Below are 19,767 nucleotides of genomic sequence, written 5' to 3'. Positions count from 1 at the left end.
CCCTCGAATCGAGCGTGAACCTTAGATGATATTTCCACGCCTGACTCCCGCGCCATCGCTCACGGCAGGCCTGTACTGAGAATCCCAACGTCTCCTAGCACACTGACCTGATGAACATTTCTGCCGCAATCAACACTACATCTGTCCTACTATATGCGTCACTTTCGGCCATCTATAAAAGCGCGCAGGTACTTCATACTCTACCGACTAGCGGCCGACCTGCATACGTCAACGTATCCAAGACCGAGTATTTGCCGGACATCGACGTCATCGTCCCGTGCTTTAACGAAAACCCAGAAACGCTGCGGGCGTGTCTCGACTCGATTGGCGCCCAGGACTACGCGGGCGGCATCAGGGTCCACGTGGTCGATGATGGATCCGCCAACCGCGATGCGTTGAAGGTGGTGTATCGGGAGCACGAACATGATCCGCGATTCAACTTCCTGCTTCTTCCAAAGAATGCGGGAAAGCGTAAAGCGCAAATCGCCGCAATACGTTCTTCGACCTCGGAACTCATACTTAACGTAGACTCGGACACCACTCTGGCTCCGGATGCAGTAAACAAACTCGTGCTGACAATGAGTGACCCATCGGTCGGTGCAGCCATGGGGCAATTGATAGCCAGTAATCGCAGCGACACGTGGCTGACCCGCCTGATCGATATGGAATACTGGCTTGCGTGCAACGAGGAGCGCGCGGCTCAAGCGCGATTTGGCGCTGTGATGTGCTGCTGCGGACCGTGTGCGATATATCGGCGCACAGCGCTTCTTCTGCTTCTGGACCAGTACGAAACGCAAATGTTCCGGGGCAAGCGCAGCGATTTTGGCGAAGACCGCCATCTGACAATTCTCATGCTCGCGGCGGGCTATCGAACGGAGTACGTTCGAGATGCAGTCGCCGCGACCGTCGTTCCAGACAAGCTGCGGCCGTACCTGCGCCAGCAATTGCGCTGGGCGCGAAGCACCTATCGCGACACGCTGCTCTCCCTCCGCCTTTTGCCTCGTCTTGACCGCTACCTAACTCTTGACGTGATCGCGCAAAATATTGGCTCTCTGCTGCTCGCCATTTCAATGATCTCCGGCTTTTTGCAGATATTGCTCACAGCCACGGCTCCTTGGCAGGCATGCTTCGTCATTGCTTCAATGACTGGGGTCCGCTGCTCCGTTGCTGCCATTCGCGCTCGCGAGCTTCGATTTCTTGGATTTTCAGTGCACACACTTATAAACCTATTGCTCCTGCTTCCGCTAAAAGCATACGCTCTATGTACCCTGGACAACAGTGACTGGCTTTCTCGCAGTTCTGCCGTCGAAGACGGCGGCGAGCACCGTGCTCCCAAGAGTGAGTAATGCGTAGCCTCGCGCGCTCACCAGGGAATCTTCCTTAAACAGTGGTCTGTATACATTTCTGGCTCCATGTCTAATGCGACGATCACGTTCTCGAGTGTAAAGAAATCCTACGGCGGTAAGCTTGCCGTTGACGGATTGTCCTTCCGTGTAGGGCCCGGCGAGTGCTTCGGTCTGCTCGGGCCTAATGGTGCAGGCAAAAGCACTACCACTCGAATGGTGCTAGGTATGGCGCTGCCTGACGCAGGCGTGATTACCGTCCTCGGGGAACCGGTGCCAGCGCGGGCACGCCTAGCGCGCAGGCGCATTGGCGTCGTTCCGCAATTCGACAACTTGGAGCCAGGTTTTAGTGTGAGCGAGAACCTGCAGCTCTTCGGGCGCTACTTTGGGATGAGCACAGGCGAAATCGAGGCGGTGGTCCCGTCCTTGCTGCAGTTCGCACATCTCGAGGACAGGGCTCACGCACGCGTCACCGAGTTGTCGGGCGGAATGAAGCGCCGTCTAACCATTGCACGCGCGCTTATCAACGATCCGCAACTTATTGTCATGGACGAACCGGCGACAGGGCTAGATCCGCATGCGCGCCACCTCATCTGGGATCGTTTGCGCTGCTTACTCGCACGCGGCAAAACGATTCTTCTCACTACTCATTTCATGGAAGAGGCAGAGCGATTGTGCGATCGACTATGTGTAATCGACAGAGGACGCAGCATTGCGGAGGGTGCACCTGATGCGTTAATCCAGGAGCAGATTGGAAGTCACGTTCTCGAGATATACGGCGGCAACCCTCATGAACTCAAAGCGCTGCTGATGTCGTTTGCACAGCGTACAGAGGTAAGCGGTGATGCACTGTTCTGCTACACGGCCGATCCACAACAGGTATGCACGCGACTGAGCGAGCGTACAGGTCTGCGTATTGTGCAACGTCCCGCGAACCTGGAAGACGTTTTTCTTCGGCTGACCGGGCGAGAAATGAAGGATTGAATAATGCGCGAAGTGTTTATGATTGCCCTACCCGGCAACGCCTGGAATTGGCGCACAGTATGGCGGCGCAATTATCTAGCGTGGAGAAAAGCGGCACTGATCTCCGTTCTCGGCAACCTTGCGGACCCGATGATGTACCTTTTCGGTCTCGGCTTCGGTGTCGGAATAATGATAGGCCACATCGACGGCGCTCCTTACATTGCGTTCCTGGCGGCTGGAATGGTTGCGACAAGCGCCATGACCTCAGCGACTTTTGAAACGATTTACGCTGCCTTCGCTCGCATGCAAGTTCAGCGCATGTGGGAAGCCGTGCTCTGCACCCAACTGACCATTGGCGATGTCATTATTGGCGAATTGGCATGGGCCGCTACAAAAGCCCTTCTCGCAGGCTCCGCCGTTATGGTGGTTGCGGCGATGCTCGGTTACGCGGCGTTTTCGAGCATCGTATTTGTTATGCCTGTCGTTCTTCTAACTGGCCTCGCTTTCGCGAGCGTGGCAATGGTACTCGTCGCGATCGCGCCGAGTTATGACTATTTCGTTTTCTACCAGACGCTTGTGCTTACGCCCATGTTGTTCCTGAGTGGTGTCGTCTTCCCTGTGCACCAACTGCCCGGGGCGCTTCAATACCTTGCACAGTTCCTGCCGCTTTCCCACTCCGTTGAATTGATCCGTCCGGCGATGCTTGCACGTCCGGTCGGCGGCATGGGGCTGCATCTGGGCGTGCTTTGTGTCTACACAATACTTCCATTCTTCTTGTCTGCGACACTGGTCCGCCGCCGCCTGATGTCTTGACGCTGACGGTGTTGCGACTCAGCAGCAGCCTTGTGATAAGCGCCGGACTGGGGCTACCTCCAAACCACCGCTTTCAACCTACTGAAATGCACGCCATGACCCACTTCATGCCGAAAACGCAGCCATTCGTGATTCTCGGGATGCCCAGAAGCGGCACTCACTATCTGGAAGAGCTGCTGAATGCTCATCCGAACGTCTTGAGCAATGGCGAGTTACTCAACATCCACGACGCCAATTGGCCTGACACCAACCGGCTCAAGTGCAGCAATCGGGAACTTCTCGAACTCGCTTATCTTCGCTATCCGGTCCAAAATGGCAAGGCGTACGCTACGCATATCGGTTGCAAGATCAATGAGCCGCAATTTATGGAACGCCCCGGATTCTTTGAGGAATTAGCACGGTGGCCATGCCTGAAGGCGATTTTTTTAGTCCGCAGGAATACGCTGGAATCGCTGCGATCCCTGGTGCAAGCGAGAGAAAGTGGTGAATGGCTGAAGTACGGTTCGGATAATTGGTCAGCTCCGCCTCCTCAGGTCGCATTGACTATTGAACTATGCGAAGCCTACTTCAAAGCCGCAGACGATTTTCATCGTCAAGTCGTCGACTCTTTCGCGCCAGAGAATCTGCTTACAATGGGCTATGAAAACCTCCTCAATGACCCCGCCGCATGCATGGAGGCGGTGCAGACGTTCCTTGGAACTTCCTTTCATCCTTGCTCCCACGGGACGACTCTTCAACGGCAGGAAGTACGGCCTCTGGAGCAAACCGTACTCAACTTCGACGAGTTGAAAAGTCACTTCAGTGGCGGGCAGTATGAGAGATTTTTTTGAAACAGCAACAGCAAGAGATGGACTTTCTCGTGATCGCATGGTTCATGTTCGCCCACGTTCATTTCCCTAGAAGTAGCACCAAATCGATCCTTCAAACCATTCTTCTATCTAAAGATTCATTTTACGATCTTTGCGTTTCCTACTGGCGCCGAATGCGATGCTTCCGCCTTCTGGGCAATCGCACGCCACGGGTTGCGCGTAATCGCAACTGAACAAGGTAACTTTCCATGTCCTCAAAGGTGCAGTGGAAACTGTGCTGGGAGAATGAGCTCCAGCTTTCCGATCATCTCGAATTGGCCCAGTTTTTCCGGACAACTTATGGTCCAACCGGACCGTTCAACGCAAAGCCGTTCGACGGCGGTCGAAGTTGGGCCGGGGCGAGGCCCGAACTCCGCGCCATTGCCTACGATTCGCAAGGTGTGGCGGCGCACATGGGTTCGTTACGCCGCTTCATCAAGATTGGCGCAACCGACGTGCTAGTGGCGGAACTGGGTCTGTATGGAGTGCGGCCAGACCTAGAGGGGCTCGGAATCAGCCAATCTATTCGTGCGATGTACCCTGTATTGCACGAGCTTCGTGTGCCATTCGCATTCGGCACCGTCCGCCATGCTTTGAAGACCCACTTCACCAGGTTATGTCGACATGGAATGGGAACAGTCATCTCGGGGGTTCGCGTCCGCTCAACGCTTCCCAACGTTCACCTCGATTTGCCGGCAACACGTGTTGAAGAAGTACTGGCGGTGATTTTGCCGATTGATAGGGCGATGAGTGAGTGGCCGCACGGGACTGAAATCGAACGCAATGGCCCTGAGCTGTGACTCGCCTGCATCTGAACCGGACATGCGGTCAGCGGCTCGATCTGTCCTGCAACGAGATTTGAACGCACACGCTCAGGTAAACTAAATTGAAAAACGTAACGCATTTTGACTTATTGCGTAGGGAGTTGGACGCGGACGATCCGTGGCGACTGGACAGTAATCCGTTCGAGCGTGAGCGTCATATGCACATGCTTCGGTTAGCGCTCTCTAAAGGCCCCGTTGCCCATGCTCTCGAGGTCGGATGTGCGGGGGGCGCATTCACAGAAAAATTGGCACCTTACTGTGAGCGGCTCACCGTGATGGATGTGATGCCGCAAGCGCTTGCGAGGACACGCAAGCGGCTAAATTACCCGCCAAACGTGAACTGGATCGTTGCAGACGTCCAGCACTTTTCCTGCGCAGAGCGGTTCGAACTGATCGTAGTCGCGGAGGTTTTCTACTATCTCGCCGACATCGCTGAAGTGCGGGATGCTATCCACAAACTGGCATGCGTACTCGCGCCTGACGGCCAGTTGATATTCGGTTCAGCACGTGACGCCAATTGTCAACGCTGGGGACATATTGCTGGTGCTGAAACGGTGCTGAAGATGCTAAGCGAACGGTTCACCGAGATTGAGCGAGTCGAGTGCGTCGGCCAGTCGTCCAATGAGGATTGCCTGCTCGCATGCTTCCAGAACGCGGTGCATTTTTCCCATCAATCAGATTTCCCTTGCTAGGGTGAAAAATACCATGCGCATCTGTGGCCTCAAGCTGACACACGACGGAGCAATCGCCGTTGTCGAAGATGGAAAGCTCCTTTTTTGCATCGAACAGGAGAAGCGGGACAACAATCCGAGATATCACGATATACGGAACCTCGATGCAATTGAAACCGCACTAGCCGAGCACGGTCTACGGACTGACGACATCGACGAATTTGTGATCGACGGCTGGGACGGCGAAGTGACGTCGCAGTTTCAGATGCTGAGCGGCCCCAGCCCAATCGTCCTCGAGGGTGCCCTCTATACGGAAAGAGAAAACGGCGAACTTCTGGCTTCGGTCGACGGCACTGGGCTGCTGATCGGTGGCAAGTCATATCGGTACAGGAGCTACCCTCACGTGTCCGGCCATGTCGCCGCCGCATATTGCACGAGTCCGTTCGCACAACTTGGGCAACCTGCGTTATGCCTAGTGTGGGATGGCGGCATGGTGCCACGGTTGTACCATGTAGGACGCGACGACGTGCGGCTCATTGGCCAGTTATTCCCCATCATCGGTCAAATGTATGCGGCGGCCGGACATCATTTCGGGCCGTATGCAAAGGGGGCGGGTGCGGAGTGGGACCTGGGAGTGGCCGGAAAGCTAATGGCATACATCGCCCTTGGGTCAGTCGACGAAGAAATCGTTGATATATTTCACCATCTTTACCTGGAACGCTTTGCAGGCGACACAGAACTTGCGCGAAACTATCGCCAGAATCTCCATCTTCCGAGTACATCGCTCGCAGCGATACGCGATTTCTTCCACGCATGCGCGCCGGAGCTGCAGGCTAAACCTGCCGAAGACGTACTCGCCTCTTTCCATACTTTCCTCGAGCGCCTACTCGTCCGCGAAATGGAAAAGGCTCTGCGGCGCCATTGTATTCCTGGGCCGCGCAACCTATGCATATCCGGCGGATGTGGACTCAATATCAAATGGAACAGTGCATTACGCGCAAGTGGCTTGTTCGACGCTACCTGGATTCCGCCCTTTCCGAACGACAGCGGTTCGGCGATCGGCACCGCATGCTGCGCAATAGCCGCGAACGAGGGCTTCATGCCGTTAGAGTGGTCGGTATATAGCGGCCCCGCAATGAAAACGGGCACCCGAGTGCCCGGCTGGTCTGCGTCGCCTTGTTCCCTAGCTGAACTTGCACATATTCTCGCCAAAAATAGACCCGTCGTTTTTCTTGCCGGACGCGCCGAGCTGGGCCCACGAGCACTTGGGGCGAGAAGTATTCTCGCCGCTGCGACTTCGCCGAGCATGAAGGCTCTTCTCAACGATGTCAAGCATCGGGAATATTTCCGTCCTGTGGCACCCATATGTCTTGAAGACCGGGCGCCTGCTGTATTTCTCCCCGGCACTCCAGACCCCTACATGCTGTTCGATCATCAAACACGCGACGAATGGCGGGACAGGATACCTGCCGTCGTGCATCTCGACGGTTCTGCGCGATTGCAGACCATTGCAAGGTCATCCGAACACCCTGTTGCGCAACTGCTAATCGAATACGAGAAGCTCACAGGCCTTCCCTTGCTGTGCAACACCAGCGCCAACCACCTGGGACGAGGCTTTTTTCCCGATGTTGCGTCGGCGTGTGAATGGGGACGTGTCGAACACGTTTGGTGCAATGGTCTTCTATTTACCAAGACATGCCGAAACGAGATTTCGGCGTCAGTCGATGAGCCGGTATCGTTTGGGCTCGCATGAATTTGAGCTGCACCGTAATGCCGCAACAAGTGAGCGCTAGCTCATACCCCGACCGGACCGATCTAAGTAGGCAAGTATGGCGAATGAGCCTTCCACTTTAGAGTTGTATGCGCACGGCTTCCGGGTTCCCCCGGAAGCAAGAGCACGCTTGCTTCGGCAAACGCCGGCCATTCTCTGGTTTACCGGCCTATCAGCTGCGGGAAAGTCGGCTATCGCTGACACCGTGGAGGCGCGTCTCCATACAGCTGGCCGACTCACCTACATTCTTGACGGCGACTCCGTCAGGCTCGGTCTATGCAAAGACCTTGGCTTTACCGATGCAGACCGTCACGAGAACGTACGGCGCGTCGCGGAGGTCGCAAAATTAATGGCCGACGCCGGCATCGTTGTTTTGGTGTGCCTCATCTCGCCGTTCCGCCGCGATAGGGAACTCGCCCGCTCTACGGCGGGCCGCCGTAATTTCGCCGAAATCCATGTCCACGCGAGTTTAGCCGCGGCGGAGGCCCGTGACCCTAAAGGGTTGTATCGGCTGGCAAGGCGCGGCGCAATCCAGCGCTTCACCGGCATCGACTCCCCGTATGAGGAGCCGACGGATCCGGACGTCTTCATTGACACATGTTGCAAGTCCATCGACGAAGGTGCCGATATGGTCCTGAATTGGCTCCACAGTTCTGACCGTTGCCATCATTCGTGATTGCATACACGCTTCGCGGCAACACCGTTGAAACTGGGGGAGTTCTGCATCCGACAATTGAGAACACTCATCGCTCGCAAGCCAGGTAGATAGATAGATAGATGAATGACGAGGTCCATTGCAGCTCCGGTCGTGCACGTTTGCATCCGCAATCGTGCGCGGTGGCTTTTCACTGCACAACAGGCCGGGTTGTCACGCGTGCCGCAGTAGTCGCTGCAGTGTTTCCACTGCTCGGCTCGCTGGCCGACTGCACGGTCGGCCCAGAATACCACACGCCAGCGCCACCCGCGATTCAGCATTACACAGCAACGCCTCTACCTGATCGCACGGCTTCGTCGCAGGGCGAAGCGGGTCTCGAGCAGCGGTTTGCGGCCGGCGGCGACCTGCCCGCTCAGTGGTGGACGCTTTATCGCTGCGAGCCGCTCAACACGCTGATAAGCGAAGCACTTAAAAATAGCCCAACGATCGCAGCAGCCAGTGCCGCGCTACGCCAGGCCGCCGAGAATCTGAGCGCACAAGCAGGCAGCGCACTCTACCCCTCTGTCGATATCAAGCTCAACGCGATACGTGAGAAGCTGAACGGCGCGACGTTGGGGCAGCCCAACGTCAACAAAATACTGACTCTATACAACACATCAGTAAGTGTTTCATATGATCTGGATCTGTTTGGTGGAGTTCGGCGCGAGCTCGAATCGCTGGGCGCGCAGGTCGATTTTGAGCGCTTTCAGCTGCAAGGCGCCTACCTAGCACTGTCGGCAAACATCGTCACGACTGCCGTCAAGGAAGCGTCGCTGCGTGAGCAGATCAGCGCGACCGAGAACATCGTAGCCGACGAGGAGACGCAGCTTGGCGTTTTGCGCAAGCAATTCGAGTTCGGCGGCGTGGACCGGATTGCCGTGCTCTCGGAAGAGACGTTAGTCGCGCAAACACGGGCGACGCTACCGCTGCTGCGGCAGTCGCTCGATCGGACTCGGCACCAGCTTGCCGTGCTTTCGGGCAGATTACCGAGCGAGACAGGTGTGTCCGAATTCACGATGTCGATGTTCACGCTACCGCAAACCTTGCCGGTCAGTCTGCCTTCCTCGCTGGTCAGGCAGCGGCCGGATATTTTGGCCGCTGATGCCGTGCTGCACCAGGCGAGCGCCGAGGTCGGTGTCGCCACGGCAAACCTCTATCCACAACTTATGCTCTCCGCGAATTACGGCCCGCAGTCTTTAACGCCCGCTGGCATGCTGAAGTATGCCGACATGATCTGGAACATCGGCGCGGGACTCACCCAACCAATATTCCATGGTGGGCAGTTGACCGCAAAAAAAAGGGCGGCGCAAGCCGCCTTTGACGAGGCCAACGCGCGATATCGGGAAGTCGTGCTGCTCGCGTTCGAAGATGTGGCGGACACGTTGCGCGCACTCGATCACGACGCGGCTGCTCTTGCCGCCCAAACCGACGCCTGGCGCTCGGCTAGCAGTTCACTGGATGTGGCGCGCGGACAGTTTCGAGTCGGCGGAGTCAGCTATCTGTCGCTGCTCGACGCACAGCGCCAATATCAGCAGGCCGTCGTGAATCTCGCGCAGGCGCAAGCAGCTCGCTATGCAGATACAGCTGCTTTATTCCAGGCACTGGGTGGCGGTTGGTGGAATGACACGGCGTATGACGAGAAGGGGCATGCCAACGCCGGCCCCCGCTCCCAGTGATTGCTCATGACGATTGCTACGCGCCGCATACGTTTCACGGGTAACGCGCCAAAGACGCTTGTGCGTCGTGAGTTTGCCGTGCAAGGACACTACGATGACGATGAAAAGACCAACAGGAAAACGGATGACCATCATGCTGATCTGCGTGGGCAGTCTGCTCGGCACGCTCATCGGCTTCAATCTTTACAAAGCGCATATGATTAAAAAGTTCATGATGCGCGATGGCATGGCCGCCGCCACGGTCACGTCAGCTGTGGTCAGCTATCAGACTTGGCAGCCACAGCTTTCCGCCACGGGCAGCCTGCGCGCGGTGCACGGCGTCGACGTGACGACAGAAGTCTCAGGCCTCGTGCGCGAGCTCAAATTCAGTTCCGGTGAGGAGGTGAAAGCCGGACAGGTTCTCCTGCGCCTCAACGACGACTCTGATCGCGCACAGCTCGCATCGCTACAAGCTGCCGCGGACCTTTCGCAAACGGTTTACACGCGCGACAAGGCACAGTATGACATTCAGGCCATCTCAAAAGCCCAGTTGGATGCCGACACAGCCGAACTGAAGAGCAAACGGGCGCAAGTCGAACAGCAAGCTGCCCTCGTCGCCAAGAAAACCATTCGCGCACCTTTCGCAGGACGCGTGGGGATCACCACCGTTAATCCCGGCCAGTACATCAACCCGGGGGACGCAATTGTTACCCTGCAAGTCGTCGATCCCATTTACGTCGACTTTCACCTACCCCAGGAGCAACTGGGACAACTCGAGGCCGGACAGCACGTCGCCGTAAATACAAGCACATTTGCGAACCTTAGCTTCAGTGGCCAAGTCCGCGCGATAAATCCGCGCGTGGACAACGCGACCCGCAACGTTCAGATCGAAGCGGTGCTGGACAACCACGAGCGCAAGCTGTTGCCCGGCATGTACGCGAACGTGAAGATCGATGTGAGTAGCGAGCAGCGCTATCTGACCTTGCCTCAAACCGCGATCGCGCACAATGCGTACGGTGCAACGGTATTCGTCATTAGACCGAGCGAGCACAAAAACGCGCACGGTAAAACGATGCCGGTGGCGCAACAGGTATTCGTGACGCCGGGACCCACGCGCGGCGATCAGGTGGCGATCCTGAGGGGTCTCGACGAAGGCGCGCAGGTCGTCACGAGCGGTCAGCTCAAGCTACAGAACGGCACACCGCTCATCATCAATAATCGTGTGCTGCCTGCGGACAATCCTGCTCCGACGCCTCAGGAGCAGTGAAAGGCCTCCCGATGAAATTCACCGACATTTTTCTCAACCGACCGGTCCTCGCGTCAGTACTGAGCGTGCTGATCCTCGTACTGGGCTTGCGTTCGCTCTCCACGCTGAAGGTCAGTGAATATCCTCAGACCCAGACGGGCGTAGTCACGCTTACCACTTCCTATTACGGTGCGAGCGCCGACACAATGGCTGGGTTTATCACGCAGCCGCTGGAAGCCGCCATCGCCCAGGTGCAGGGCATTGACTACATGTCGTCGAAAAGCAGCACGGGCGTGTCGACGATCAACGCGACACTACGCATGAATTATGATCCGAACCGCGCACTCACCGAGATCAATACACAGATAGCGTCAGTGCGTAACCAGTTGCCGCGCGAGGCCCAGCAGCCGGTGCTGACGATGCAGGTGGGTCAGACCACTGACGCGATGTATATGGGCTTCTACAGCGACGTGCTGCCGCCCAACAGTGTCACCGACTATCTGCTGCGCGTCGTGAAGCCGAAGCTCGACTCCATTCAGGGCGTGCAGACCGCGGAAGTACTGGGCGGTCGCCAGTTCGCATTGCGCGCATGGCTCGATTCAACCAAGCTCGCAGCACATAATGTCACTGCTTCCGATGTCTACACAGCACTCGGCAACAATAACTACCTCGCGACACTCGGCACAACAAAAGGTCAGATGACCAGCGTCAGTCTAAACGCGCGTACCGACGTCCATTCGGTGGAGGACTTTCAGAAACTGGCTGTCAAACAAAAGAACGGAGTGATAGTGCGTCTCGAGGACGTTGCCAATGTCGTGCTAGGCGCGGACAATTACGATTCCAGCGTGGCATTTGGCGGCAAGCGTTCTGTGTTTATCGGAATTAAGGTAGCGCCTGACGCAAACGTGCTCGATGTGGCCAGACGCGTTAAAGCCGTGTTTCCCGATCTGCAGAAGCAGTTCCCGACGGGGATGGCTGGTGACATCGTCTACGACGCGACAGACTTCATCAACAGCGCGATTGATGAAGTAGTGAAGACGCTCGTCGAGGCGTTGCTGATTGTCACGGCCGTTATCTTCCTCTTCTTCGGTCGCTTGCGCGCCGTCATCGTACCCGTGATCGCGATGCCGCTTTCGCTGATTGGTACGTTCTTCATGATGCAGTTGCTCGGTTACTCGATCAATCTGTTGACGTTACTCGCGATGGTGCTCGCGATTGGGCTGGTGGTCGACGATGCGATCATCGTCGTCGAGAACGTCGACCGCCACATGAATGAAGGCAAGTCTCCCATGGAAGCCGCGCTAACCGCCGCGCGCGAGCTTGGCGGCCCGATTCTGGCCATGACCGCCGTGCTGATCGCCGCATATCTGCCTATCGGCTTTCAGGGCGGCCTGACAGGCACCCTTTTCACTGAATTTGCGTTCACCCTTGCGAGCGCCGTCGCGGTGTCAGGCGTGATTGCGCTAACCCTGTCGCCGATGATGTGCTCGCGCATTTTCCAGAACGTGCACGAGTCCGGGCGTTTCGCCGTTTTCGTCAATCGACAGCTGGATCGTGTGCATACCGGCTATGCGCGGCTCTTGCACGCGGCCCTCGACACATCTTCCGTGTTCGTCGTCATGGGAGTTATGCTGCTTTGCGGAACCGTGTATCTCTTTTCAACATCTCAGGCAGAGCTTGCGCCGCAGGAGGACCAAGGCATCGTCCTATCGCTGATCCAGGGCCCGCCGAATGCCACAGTCCAGCAAATGCAGACATACGCCGATCAGATATTAGAAATGTCGAAGCGCTTGCCCGAGTATGCCCAGATGTTTCAGCTAACTGGCCTGCCAACGTTGAATCAGGGCTTCGGCGGCGTGCTCTTCAAGACTTGGGACAAGCGGAAAAGAGGCGCAACCGATCTACAACAGGAGCTCCAGCAGAGGTGGAATGGCATTGCTGGTGCTCGTGTCGCCGCGTTCCAGTTCCCGCCTTTGCCGGGCGCACAGGGTTTCCCCGTGCAATTCGTGATCAGCACGACAGAGCCCTTCGAGAATCTCGACGAGGTGGCGAAAGACGTACTCCAGAAAGCGCGTGCAAGTGGCATGTTTCTCTTTGTCGATAGCGATCTAAGGATCGACAAGCCAGAAACGGTCGTCATAGTTGACCGCGACAAGATCGCGTCACTCGGCCTCACGCAAAGCGATGTAGGACAGGCGCTAGGCGCTGCACTCGGCGGTAACTACGCAAACTACTTCTCGATCGCTGGCCGCTCATACAAGGTGATTCCGCAAGTCCAGCAAATAGATCGACTGAATCCGTCACAGGTACTCGACTATTACTTGCGGACGCCGGACGGCAGCATGATTCCGGCGTCGACGGTTGCGCACCTGAAGCAAGCGGTCGTCCCCGAATCGATCAATCGGTTCCAGCAACTCAATGCGGCAACGATCTCCGCTGTGATCTCACCTAGCGTCTCCCAGGGCGAAGTTCTCGACTTCCTTCGTAAGTCCACGACCGACGCAGCTCCGGCAGGTTACAACACCGACTACGCAGGGCTATCGCGCCAGTTCATGCAAGAGTCCGGTAACTTCCTGGTCACGCTCATGTTCGCGACGATTATCGTGTTCCTTGCGCTTTCAGCGCAATTCGAAAGCTTCCGCGATGCCCTGGTCATTTTGGTGTCCGTCCCGATGGCGCTCTTCGGTGCTCTCGTCTTCATCAATGCCGGCTTTTCGACGCTCAACATCTATACGCAGGTTGGACTTGTCACGCTCATGGGGCTCGTCAGCAAACATGCGATTCTTGTCGTGCAGTTCGCAAACCAGCTTCAGCGCGTGGGCCGCGGCAAGCGAGAAGCCTTGGAGGAAGCGGCAGGTGCACGCTTACGCCCGATCCTCATGACGACGGTCGCCATGGTGCTCGGCGTACTGCCCTTAGTCGTCGCCTCGGGCGCGGGCGCAGCAGGCCGCAACGCAATGGGCCTAGTGATCTTCACCGGACTATCGATCGGCACTGCGTTCACACTGTTCGTCGTACCGGCAATGTATATGTTGCTGGGTGCAAATCATCAAGGGACGCCAAAAGACCAGTCATGACCTGGTTGTCCATCTGTGCAGTAGCGATGTCTTCGTCTATTCAAAATACGCACTCCCCGGCACCCGTGCGTCAGCATGATTGCCGCGTGAGGACAAGCGATGCGCTGCTTGGCTTTGGATTTCGTCGAGCACGCCTAACCCACCCTTCTGCGGTTACGGAAGCCAACGCTGGAAGGCCCACCGGTCGTGCTCGTCGAGCGCTATTGAGCTCACAGGCAATGAGATGGACAAGAGAACAATGAAGCGTCACACGCTTGCAATGGCACATGGATCAAGGTGCTGGGGTCGTGACCCGACGCAAACGCACGAGCGCGACGAGGTTTCTGACCCGATGCAAAGTCCATCGTTGTCAGCGCGCCTAAGGTTGACCCAGAGCACATTGTCGGATCTCAGGTATAGCATCTCCATTTTCACACTATCGACACAACGATCCATAGCACGCGTCAGATTGCTATAGACATCAATTTTACTTGTTTGATTTCGCCACGGCGGATTGCTATCGTCGATTGCATAGATATCCCAGTGCGTCATTTTTCTACTGATGTAGCAAAACGTTATCAGCATCGATATATGGATCTCGACCTGTTCTATCGAGATTCGTGCGTCACTTCCCCGCCATCATCGACTTTCGCCTCGATGCATTGCCATTACAGGAGAGAATCCATGAAAAACTGCGTTTTGCCTTCTAAAGGCCTATCGCCGACCGTCGATTTGCTGTATGACTATGCTCCGTTTTTGGAGCGGGGCGCATCTGCAGGGGCAATCGGGACGCTTTCCTCGAATATCGAAAGTCCACGCGTTGCTATCGTGGGGGCAGGCATCAGCGGCCTTCTTGCTGCTAGCGAACTAATGCGAGCAGGTATAGGCGACGTCACTGTGTTTGAAGCTCGCGATCGGATTGGCGGCAGGTTGTGGTCACAGGCGTTTGACTCGGAGCACCCACATCTCATCGCCGAAATGGGCGCAATGCGGTTTCCTCCAAGTTCGACCGGTCTTTTTCATTACCTTGACCGGTACGATATTCCCACCACAGCATCGTTCCCCGACCCTGGAGTCGTTAATACGGAGCTGCATTATCGGGGCGTTCGCCATATTTGGCCGGCCGGAGATCCGCCGCCGCCTCTATTCAGGCGTGTACACGAAGGCTGGAGAGCCCTTCTGCGGGATGGATGCGTGATCAACGGCATATCTCTCGTCGCGCCGGCCGAAATTACGGCGATGTTGAAAGCACAGCGTTTTAGAGAGGCACGCGCCGCGTGGCAAAGATGGCTGGATTTATTTCGCGACAGTTCGTTCTATGCCGCCATGATCACCATTTTCACGGGTCCTTGCCCACCTGGAGGTACTGCGTGGGAAAGACCATACGACTTCGAATTGTTTGGATCTCTTGGGATTGGCTCGGGTGGTTTTCTTCCTGTCTTTCAGGCCGGATTCACCGAGATTCTGCGTCTCGTCATTAACGGTTACATGGACGATCAACGCCTCGTCTCGTGTGGAATTTCAACGTTGTCTGAACGCATTGCAGGCGAGAATATTTGTGGAAGCACGGTCGCCGAACGGGTTCGCTTTAGCGGCGTCGGTCGCATCTACAAGGAAGGTGCAGAGATCAAGCTCATGACCGACGAAGAAGAAATTGCGACGTTTGACCGGTTGATCGTCACCAGCAACAACAGGGCGATGCAGATGGTTCATGGCTTGACAGATGACGAAACCTTTCTCAGCCGCGACGTATCAAGAGCGGTCAGAGAAACCCATCTGACCGGATCGTCAAAGCTCTTCATGCTCACCCGAGACAAGTTCTGGATAAACAAGAAACTTCCCGTCACCATCCAGTCTGACAGCTTCGCACGAGGCGTATACTGCCTTGACTACGAACCTCACAACCCAGATGGCCGGGGTGTGGTTTTGCTCAGCTATACTTGGGAGGACGACGCTCATAAGTTGTTGAGTGTTTCAGACAAAAGAGAGCGGTGCGAGTGCTTAGTCGACGACCTGTCTACCTTCCATCCAGAACTTGCGCGTCACCTAATCCCTGCAGATGAGGACTATGAACACTGCGTCCTCCACCATGACTGGCTAACCGATCCTCATTCGTGCGGCGCCTTCAAGCTCAACTACCCAGGTGAGGATGTCTATTCGCAGCGTCTGTTTTTTCAATTCCAGACGGCAAACGATCCAGCAAGCGATACAGGGCTCTACCTGGCAGGATGCGGCTGTTCTTTCACCGGTGGGTGGATTGAGGGAGCCGTGCAGACAGCGATCAACAGCGCATGCGCCGTTATACGTAGCGTCGGCGGAGATCTTTTACCTGGCAACCCTCTTGACGAAATACGCAGTGCCTACTGCTACTAAAATCGCGCGCTCAGACCTCCCACCTGCAAAAATTTATGTATTTTCAAAACACTCTTGAATCGCTTTGCGACCTCGTAAGGTCGGGAGCAGTTATAGCGGAAGAAATCCGGGACCACGCACTGAACGCTGACGCTCGCCAGACGCATCTAAACTGTTTCATACGTGCTCGCAGCCCGGAGGCGCACTTTGCGAGAGCGAATGACACTCTGAGAGGTGCGCCACTCTACGGCATTCCTTTTTCTACAAAAGACAATATCTGCGTCAAGGGACTCCCTGTAACCGCCGGGACACCGGGCATGGAAGATTGTATAGCCACTCGCGACGCACTTTTGGTCAGAAAACTCAAATCTCTCGGCGCCGTCGTCGCCGGCAAGAACAACATGCATGAACTGAGCTTTGGAATCACGTCCGTCAATCCTCATTGGGGAACCGTGGGTAATCCGGTGGCTCCGGGCCATTTGTCCGGCGGAAGCAGCGGTGGCTGCGCCGCAGCTGTGGCAGCCGGTATTGTCCCGATGGCGATCGGAACCGACACTGGTGGCTCGGTGAGGATACCCGCGGCCTTTTGCGGCATAGCGGGTTTCAGACCAACAAGTGGCCGGTGGTCTTCAACCGGAATCATTCCGGTTTCACGCACGAAGGACTCACCGGGCCTCCTGACGCGGACAGCGAAAGACGCTTTGTTTCTGTATGACTTGCTGAGTTCCGATAGACAAATCCCGTCAAAACAAACAGATACTCGCTGCCGAATCGGTCTTCCAAACTCCATGTGGAACGACGTGGATGATGACGTTCTGGATCACTGCTGGCGGGCGATCAGGCGTCTCACTCGCGCAGGATTTCAGTGCGTCGACCTCGATGACGCAGTTGTTTCCGAATTAAGTAAGTTCGGCACTTTTACCATTCCGGTTTACGAATTTTTTACGGACTTTCCACGCGCACTGCTCTCGCTTGGATGGGGAAGCAGGGTTAATGCTGTGTTCGAGAACATCCATGACAAGCGCGTAAGGAGCATCATTCATCAACAACTTGACGGAAATCTGATCTCCGCAAAAGACTATTCCGCCGCAGTGCAGAACGTTAGCGCCTTGCGGCTGCAAATGAATGCGCTGCTCAACGCTCGAGGGATCGATTTTCTCGCTTATCCCACTGTCCCGCTCACCATTCCTCACGTTAGCGATGCGGAGCGTCCAGGACTGTTCGCCGACGTGATTCGGAACACCGACCTCGCCAGCAATGTCGCAATGCCCTCCATTACCTTGCCTGTAGCGCCGAACGATGCATTACCCGTGGGATTGAGCCTTGATGCCGCACGCGGCCAAGACCGCCGGCTCCTCCTGATGGCAGCCGCTGCGGAAGAGATTCTTGCTTCGTAGCGTACGCGACTTTCCGCCGCGCTGGCGCTGGACTTCCAAACGATCACACACCGCTCCGAGGTAAACACTTCATGCAGATTTCGTTGCAAAGAATAAGCATGCTTTTTGACGCGGGTAGCTTTGTGGACCATGATCCAAAAGCGGAATCCCACTTCCTCTGCGGCGAGGGACTGATCAATTCGGTCAAGTCGTTTCTGGTCATGAATCGTGGTCAAGACTGTATGTTCAAGGCAACCGGACAATGGCGCACCGCCGAGCAAATCATAAGCACAGTGACTCAGGCCCGGGACCAGCGGGCTCCGTTGATCTACATACAGGATCATCCGGGAGAGGTGGGCAGTTTCGATACAACGAAGGTAATTTCATCGGATATGTCGAGATTGCTTTTGTCTCCAATAGGTATGGGCAGGGTCAGCGCGTCGCTCGCAGAGTTAGCAGAGACCAATCTGCTGATCTCAGCAATACTTGGACCGACGTCAGGCCCATTGGCTCTTCCGATCATGCTCGCCGATCTGGTGTTGATGACTAGCAAAGGGGCCCTATGTATGGGCCGTCCGGATATGGTGAAGGCGATGCTGGCTGAGCAGTCGGATCTGTATTCGCTTGGCGGAACAGACGTTCACTGCAGGGGCTCAGGGTCAGTTCATCTCGCGTTCGAAGATGAACGCCGTCTATTCGAATGCGTAAGAGATTTTCTGCGCTGCCTCGTCAAAGACAAGGCGCCGGCCATGCTCGAATATCAGGAACCCGATGCAGTCGATTTTGAAAATCTGATTCCACCCGATCACCGCACACCCTACGACATGCATCATTTGCTGCTCTCTTTTGTCGACAAAGGCAGCTTCACTGAGACAAACGCCGAATACGCACAAGAAGCATTGACAGGCTATGCGCGCGTCAAGGGACATTTCGCGGCGATCGTGGCAAACAACCCGCGATTCAGTAGCGGCGCCATCCACCGAAAATCCGCGGCCAAGATGGCAAAAATGATAAACATTGCTGCAAAAACCAGCATGCCAATCATCTTCCTTGCCGACATTCCCGGGTTCATGATAGGCAGGGAAGCTGAAAATAGCGGCATATTTTTGGCAGCGGCGGAGTTGTTCAGAGCACATGTCAGATGCCACGTGCCTAAGCTACTGCTCGTCGTCCGAAAAGCCTACACCGGCGGTGTGTATGCGATGAGCGGTCCCGGATTCGATCCAATAGCCGTGCTGGCGTATCCGCAGGCACACATCGGCGTTTTTAGTCCAGAGACAATGAGCAAAGTGATATCTGGCGCTGACGGCGCTACTAGAGACACGATGCGGAAGCTATCGGACGAGATCCAGAATCCCAATCTGTTGAAGGCTAATGGCCTGATTACAGACGTAATAGAGATTGAAGAAACTAGACAACAGGTTGTCAGATATCTGTTCCCGACGTGACGCAGTCTCTTCCTCACGGAAGATTTTAGCGTACGACCGCGCGCAATGGCGCCTCGAAGAGGACCGTTTTGCACCATCAAAAGCCCTCAGCCTTCTGAAGGTTTCAGCAAAATCGAGGCTCTGTCGATGCGCAATCAGCGATACGTGATCGTTTACCCGTGCAGAGAACTAGACTGCGGCCGCAGAATTTGGAAGAAGGTCTCAGAAACTCAGGTGCCCACGTCAAGTTTCGCGCCTGCGCCTTACTGCCCTCGCGACGTTCCACGTACGTTGCCATGTTCAAGTTCGTGCATCATATCGGTAATTTGCGTATGCCCCTGTTTCACCCGATCGCCTGTCGGGGACAACGTTGCGAAGACCGTCGCGCGTGCCAGCGAATTTGCTATCAGCCGCTGATCGTCGGCGTTATCGGTGCAGCACCGGGACTTCGGCCATTACCGCCCCGAGTACACCACTTTGCTGGACCATACAGGACGCCTTCAACAAGCGACCGTCGGTTATTCCGCACTTGGCCATCCGCTCAATTATGATGTGGGGCGGGAAAATCAAATCGTTGAATGCTAGCTGTCATTTCTCGCGTCTCCTAGTCCGTTGAACCAGATGAATTGCACCGGATTCTCCGCGATGGATCGGAGTACTTCCATTTCAATGGGAGTGCCTGCTTATTGTATTGACGTATGTACCGCATGAGCTTTTTGTCGAGATCC

14 protein-coding genes and 1 pseudogene are annotated in these 19,767 nt (G+C 55.9%); 14 read left to right on the top strand and 1 reads right to left on the bottom strand.

The window, feature by feature from the left end; all coding sequences use genetic code 11:
• Nucleotides 1-110: 110 nt before the first annotated feature.
• The 14 genes from nodC to AB4Y35_RS41455 all read left to right on the top strand — a co-directional run bounded on the left by nodC (nt 111) and on the right by AB4Y35_RS41455 (nt 19,060).
• Nucleotides 111-1,346 carry a chitooligosaccharide synthase NodC gene (nodC, locus tag AB4Y35_RS41520; protein WP_368692674.1) on the top strand — a complete coding sequence of 412 codons (1,236 nt, stop codon included), beginning with the start codon at nt 111-113 and terminating at the stop codon, nt 1,344-1,346.
• A 54-nt stretch (nt 1,347-1,400) separates the two neighbouring features.
• Nucleotides 1,401-2,327 (top strand): nodulation factor ABC transporter ATP-binding protein NodI, encoded by a 927-nt coding sequence (nodI, locus tag AB4Y35_RS41515; protein ID WP_368692698.1) that lies wholly within the window; start codon nt 1,401-1,403, stop codon nt 2,325-2,327.
• 3 nt (nt 2,328-2,330) lie between these two features.
• Complete coding sequence (locus AB4Y35_RS41510) at nt 2,331-3,119, top strand: ABC transporter permease (protein WP_368692673.1); 789 nt, start codon at nt 2,331-2,333, stop codon at nt 3,117-3,119.
• A 95-nt stretch (nt 3,120-3,214) separates the two neighbouring features.
• The gene (locus tag AB4Y35_RS41505; protein ID WP_368692672.1) at nt 3,215-3,949 is read left to right on the top strand and encodes a sulfotransferase; all 735 of its coding nucleotides are present in this window, start codon (nt 3,215-3,217) and stop codon (nt 3,947-3,949) included.
• Nucleotides 3,950-4,176: 227 nt separating this feature from the next.
• Entirely contained in the window at nt 4,177-4,767 is a 591-nt protein-coding gene (locus AB4Y35_RS41500) for a NodA family N-acyltransferase (protein ID WP_368692671.1), read from the top strand.
• Between the two features lie 86 nt (nt 4,768-4,853).
• Nucleotides 4,854-5,483, top strand: coding sequence for a nodulation methyltransferase NodS (gene nodS, locus AB4Y35_RS41495; protein ID WP_368692670.1), 630 nt, complete (start codon nt 4,854-4,856; stop codon nt 5,481-5,483).
• A 1-nt stretch (nt 5,484) separates the two neighbouring features.
• Nucleotides 5,485-7,215 carry a nodulation protein NodU gene (gene nodU, locus AB4Y35_RS41490; protein WP_368692669.1) on the top strand — a complete coding sequence of 577 codons (1,731 nt, stop codon included), beginning with the start codon at nt 5,485-5,487 and terminating at the stop codon, nt 7,213-7,215.
• 76 nt (nt 7,216-7,291) lie between these two features.
• On the top strand, nt 7,292-7,909 hold the full coding sequence (gene cysC, locus AB4Y35_RS41485; RefSeq protein WP_368692668.1) for an adenylyl-sulfate kinase: 618 nt from the start codon (nt 7,292-7,294) through the stop codon (nt 7,907-7,909).
• 101 nt (nt 7,910-8,010) lie between these two features.
• Nucleotides 8,011-9,603 carry an efflux transporter outer membrane subunit gene (locus tag AB4Y35_RS41480; protein ID WP_368692667.1) on the top strand — a complete coding sequence of 531 codons (1,593 nt, stop codon included), beginning with the start codon at nt 8,011-8,013 and terminating at the stop codon, nt 9,601-9,603.
• Nucleotides 9,604-9,697: 94 nt separating this feature from the next.
• A complete protein-coding gene (locus AB4Y35_RS41475) occupies nt 9,698-10,849 on the top strand; it encodes an efflux RND transporter periplasmic adaptor subunit (protein ID WP_368692666.1) in 1,152 nt (383 codons plus the stop codon).
• Between the two features lie 11 nt (nt 10,850-10,860).
• Nucleotides 10,861-13,905, top strand: a complete 3,045-nt coding sequence (locus tag AB4Y35_RS41470) for an efflux RND transporter permease subunit (RefSeq protein WP_368692665.1) — start codon at nt 10,861-10,863, stop codon at nt 13,903-13,905.
• Nucleotides 13,906-14,568: 663 nt separating this feature from the next.
• Nucleotides 14,569-16,257, top strand: a complete 1,689-nt coding sequence (locus AB4Y35_RS41465; RefSeq protein WP_368692664.1) for an NAD(P)/FAD-dependent oxidoreductase — start codon at nt 14,569-14,571, stop codon at nt 16,255-16,257.
• Nucleotides 16,258-16,292: 35 nt separating this feature from the next.
• Nucleotides 16,293-17,633: an amidase family protein gene (locus AB4Y35_RS41460; RefSeq protein ID WP_368692663.1), complete on the top strand. Its 1,341-nt coding sequence runs from the start codon at nt 16,293-16,295 to the stop codon at nt 17,631-17,633.
• 71 nt (nt 17,634-17,704) lie between these two features.
• Nucleotides 17,705-19,060, top strand: coding sequence for a carboxyl transferase domain-containing protein (locus AB4Y35_RS41455; RefSeq protein WP_368692662.1), 1,356 nt, complete (start codon nt 17,705-17,707; stop codon nt 19,058-19,060).
• Nucleotides 19,061-19,643: 583 nt separating this feature from the next.
• On the opposite strand, the pseudogene AB4Y35_RS41450 reads toward AB4Y35_RS41455, so the two are convergent.
• Nucleotides 19,644-19,767: pseudogene (locus AB4Y35_RS41450) on the bottom strand (IS630 family transposase); the annotation flags it as partial.

It is taken from the genome of Paraburkholderia sp. EG286A (assembly GCF_040965375.1).
GTDB lineage: Bacteria > Pseudomonadota > Gammaproteobacteria > Burkholderiales > Burkholderiaceae > Paraburkholderia.
This window is presented reverse-complemented; position numbering and strand designations above follow the sequence as displayed.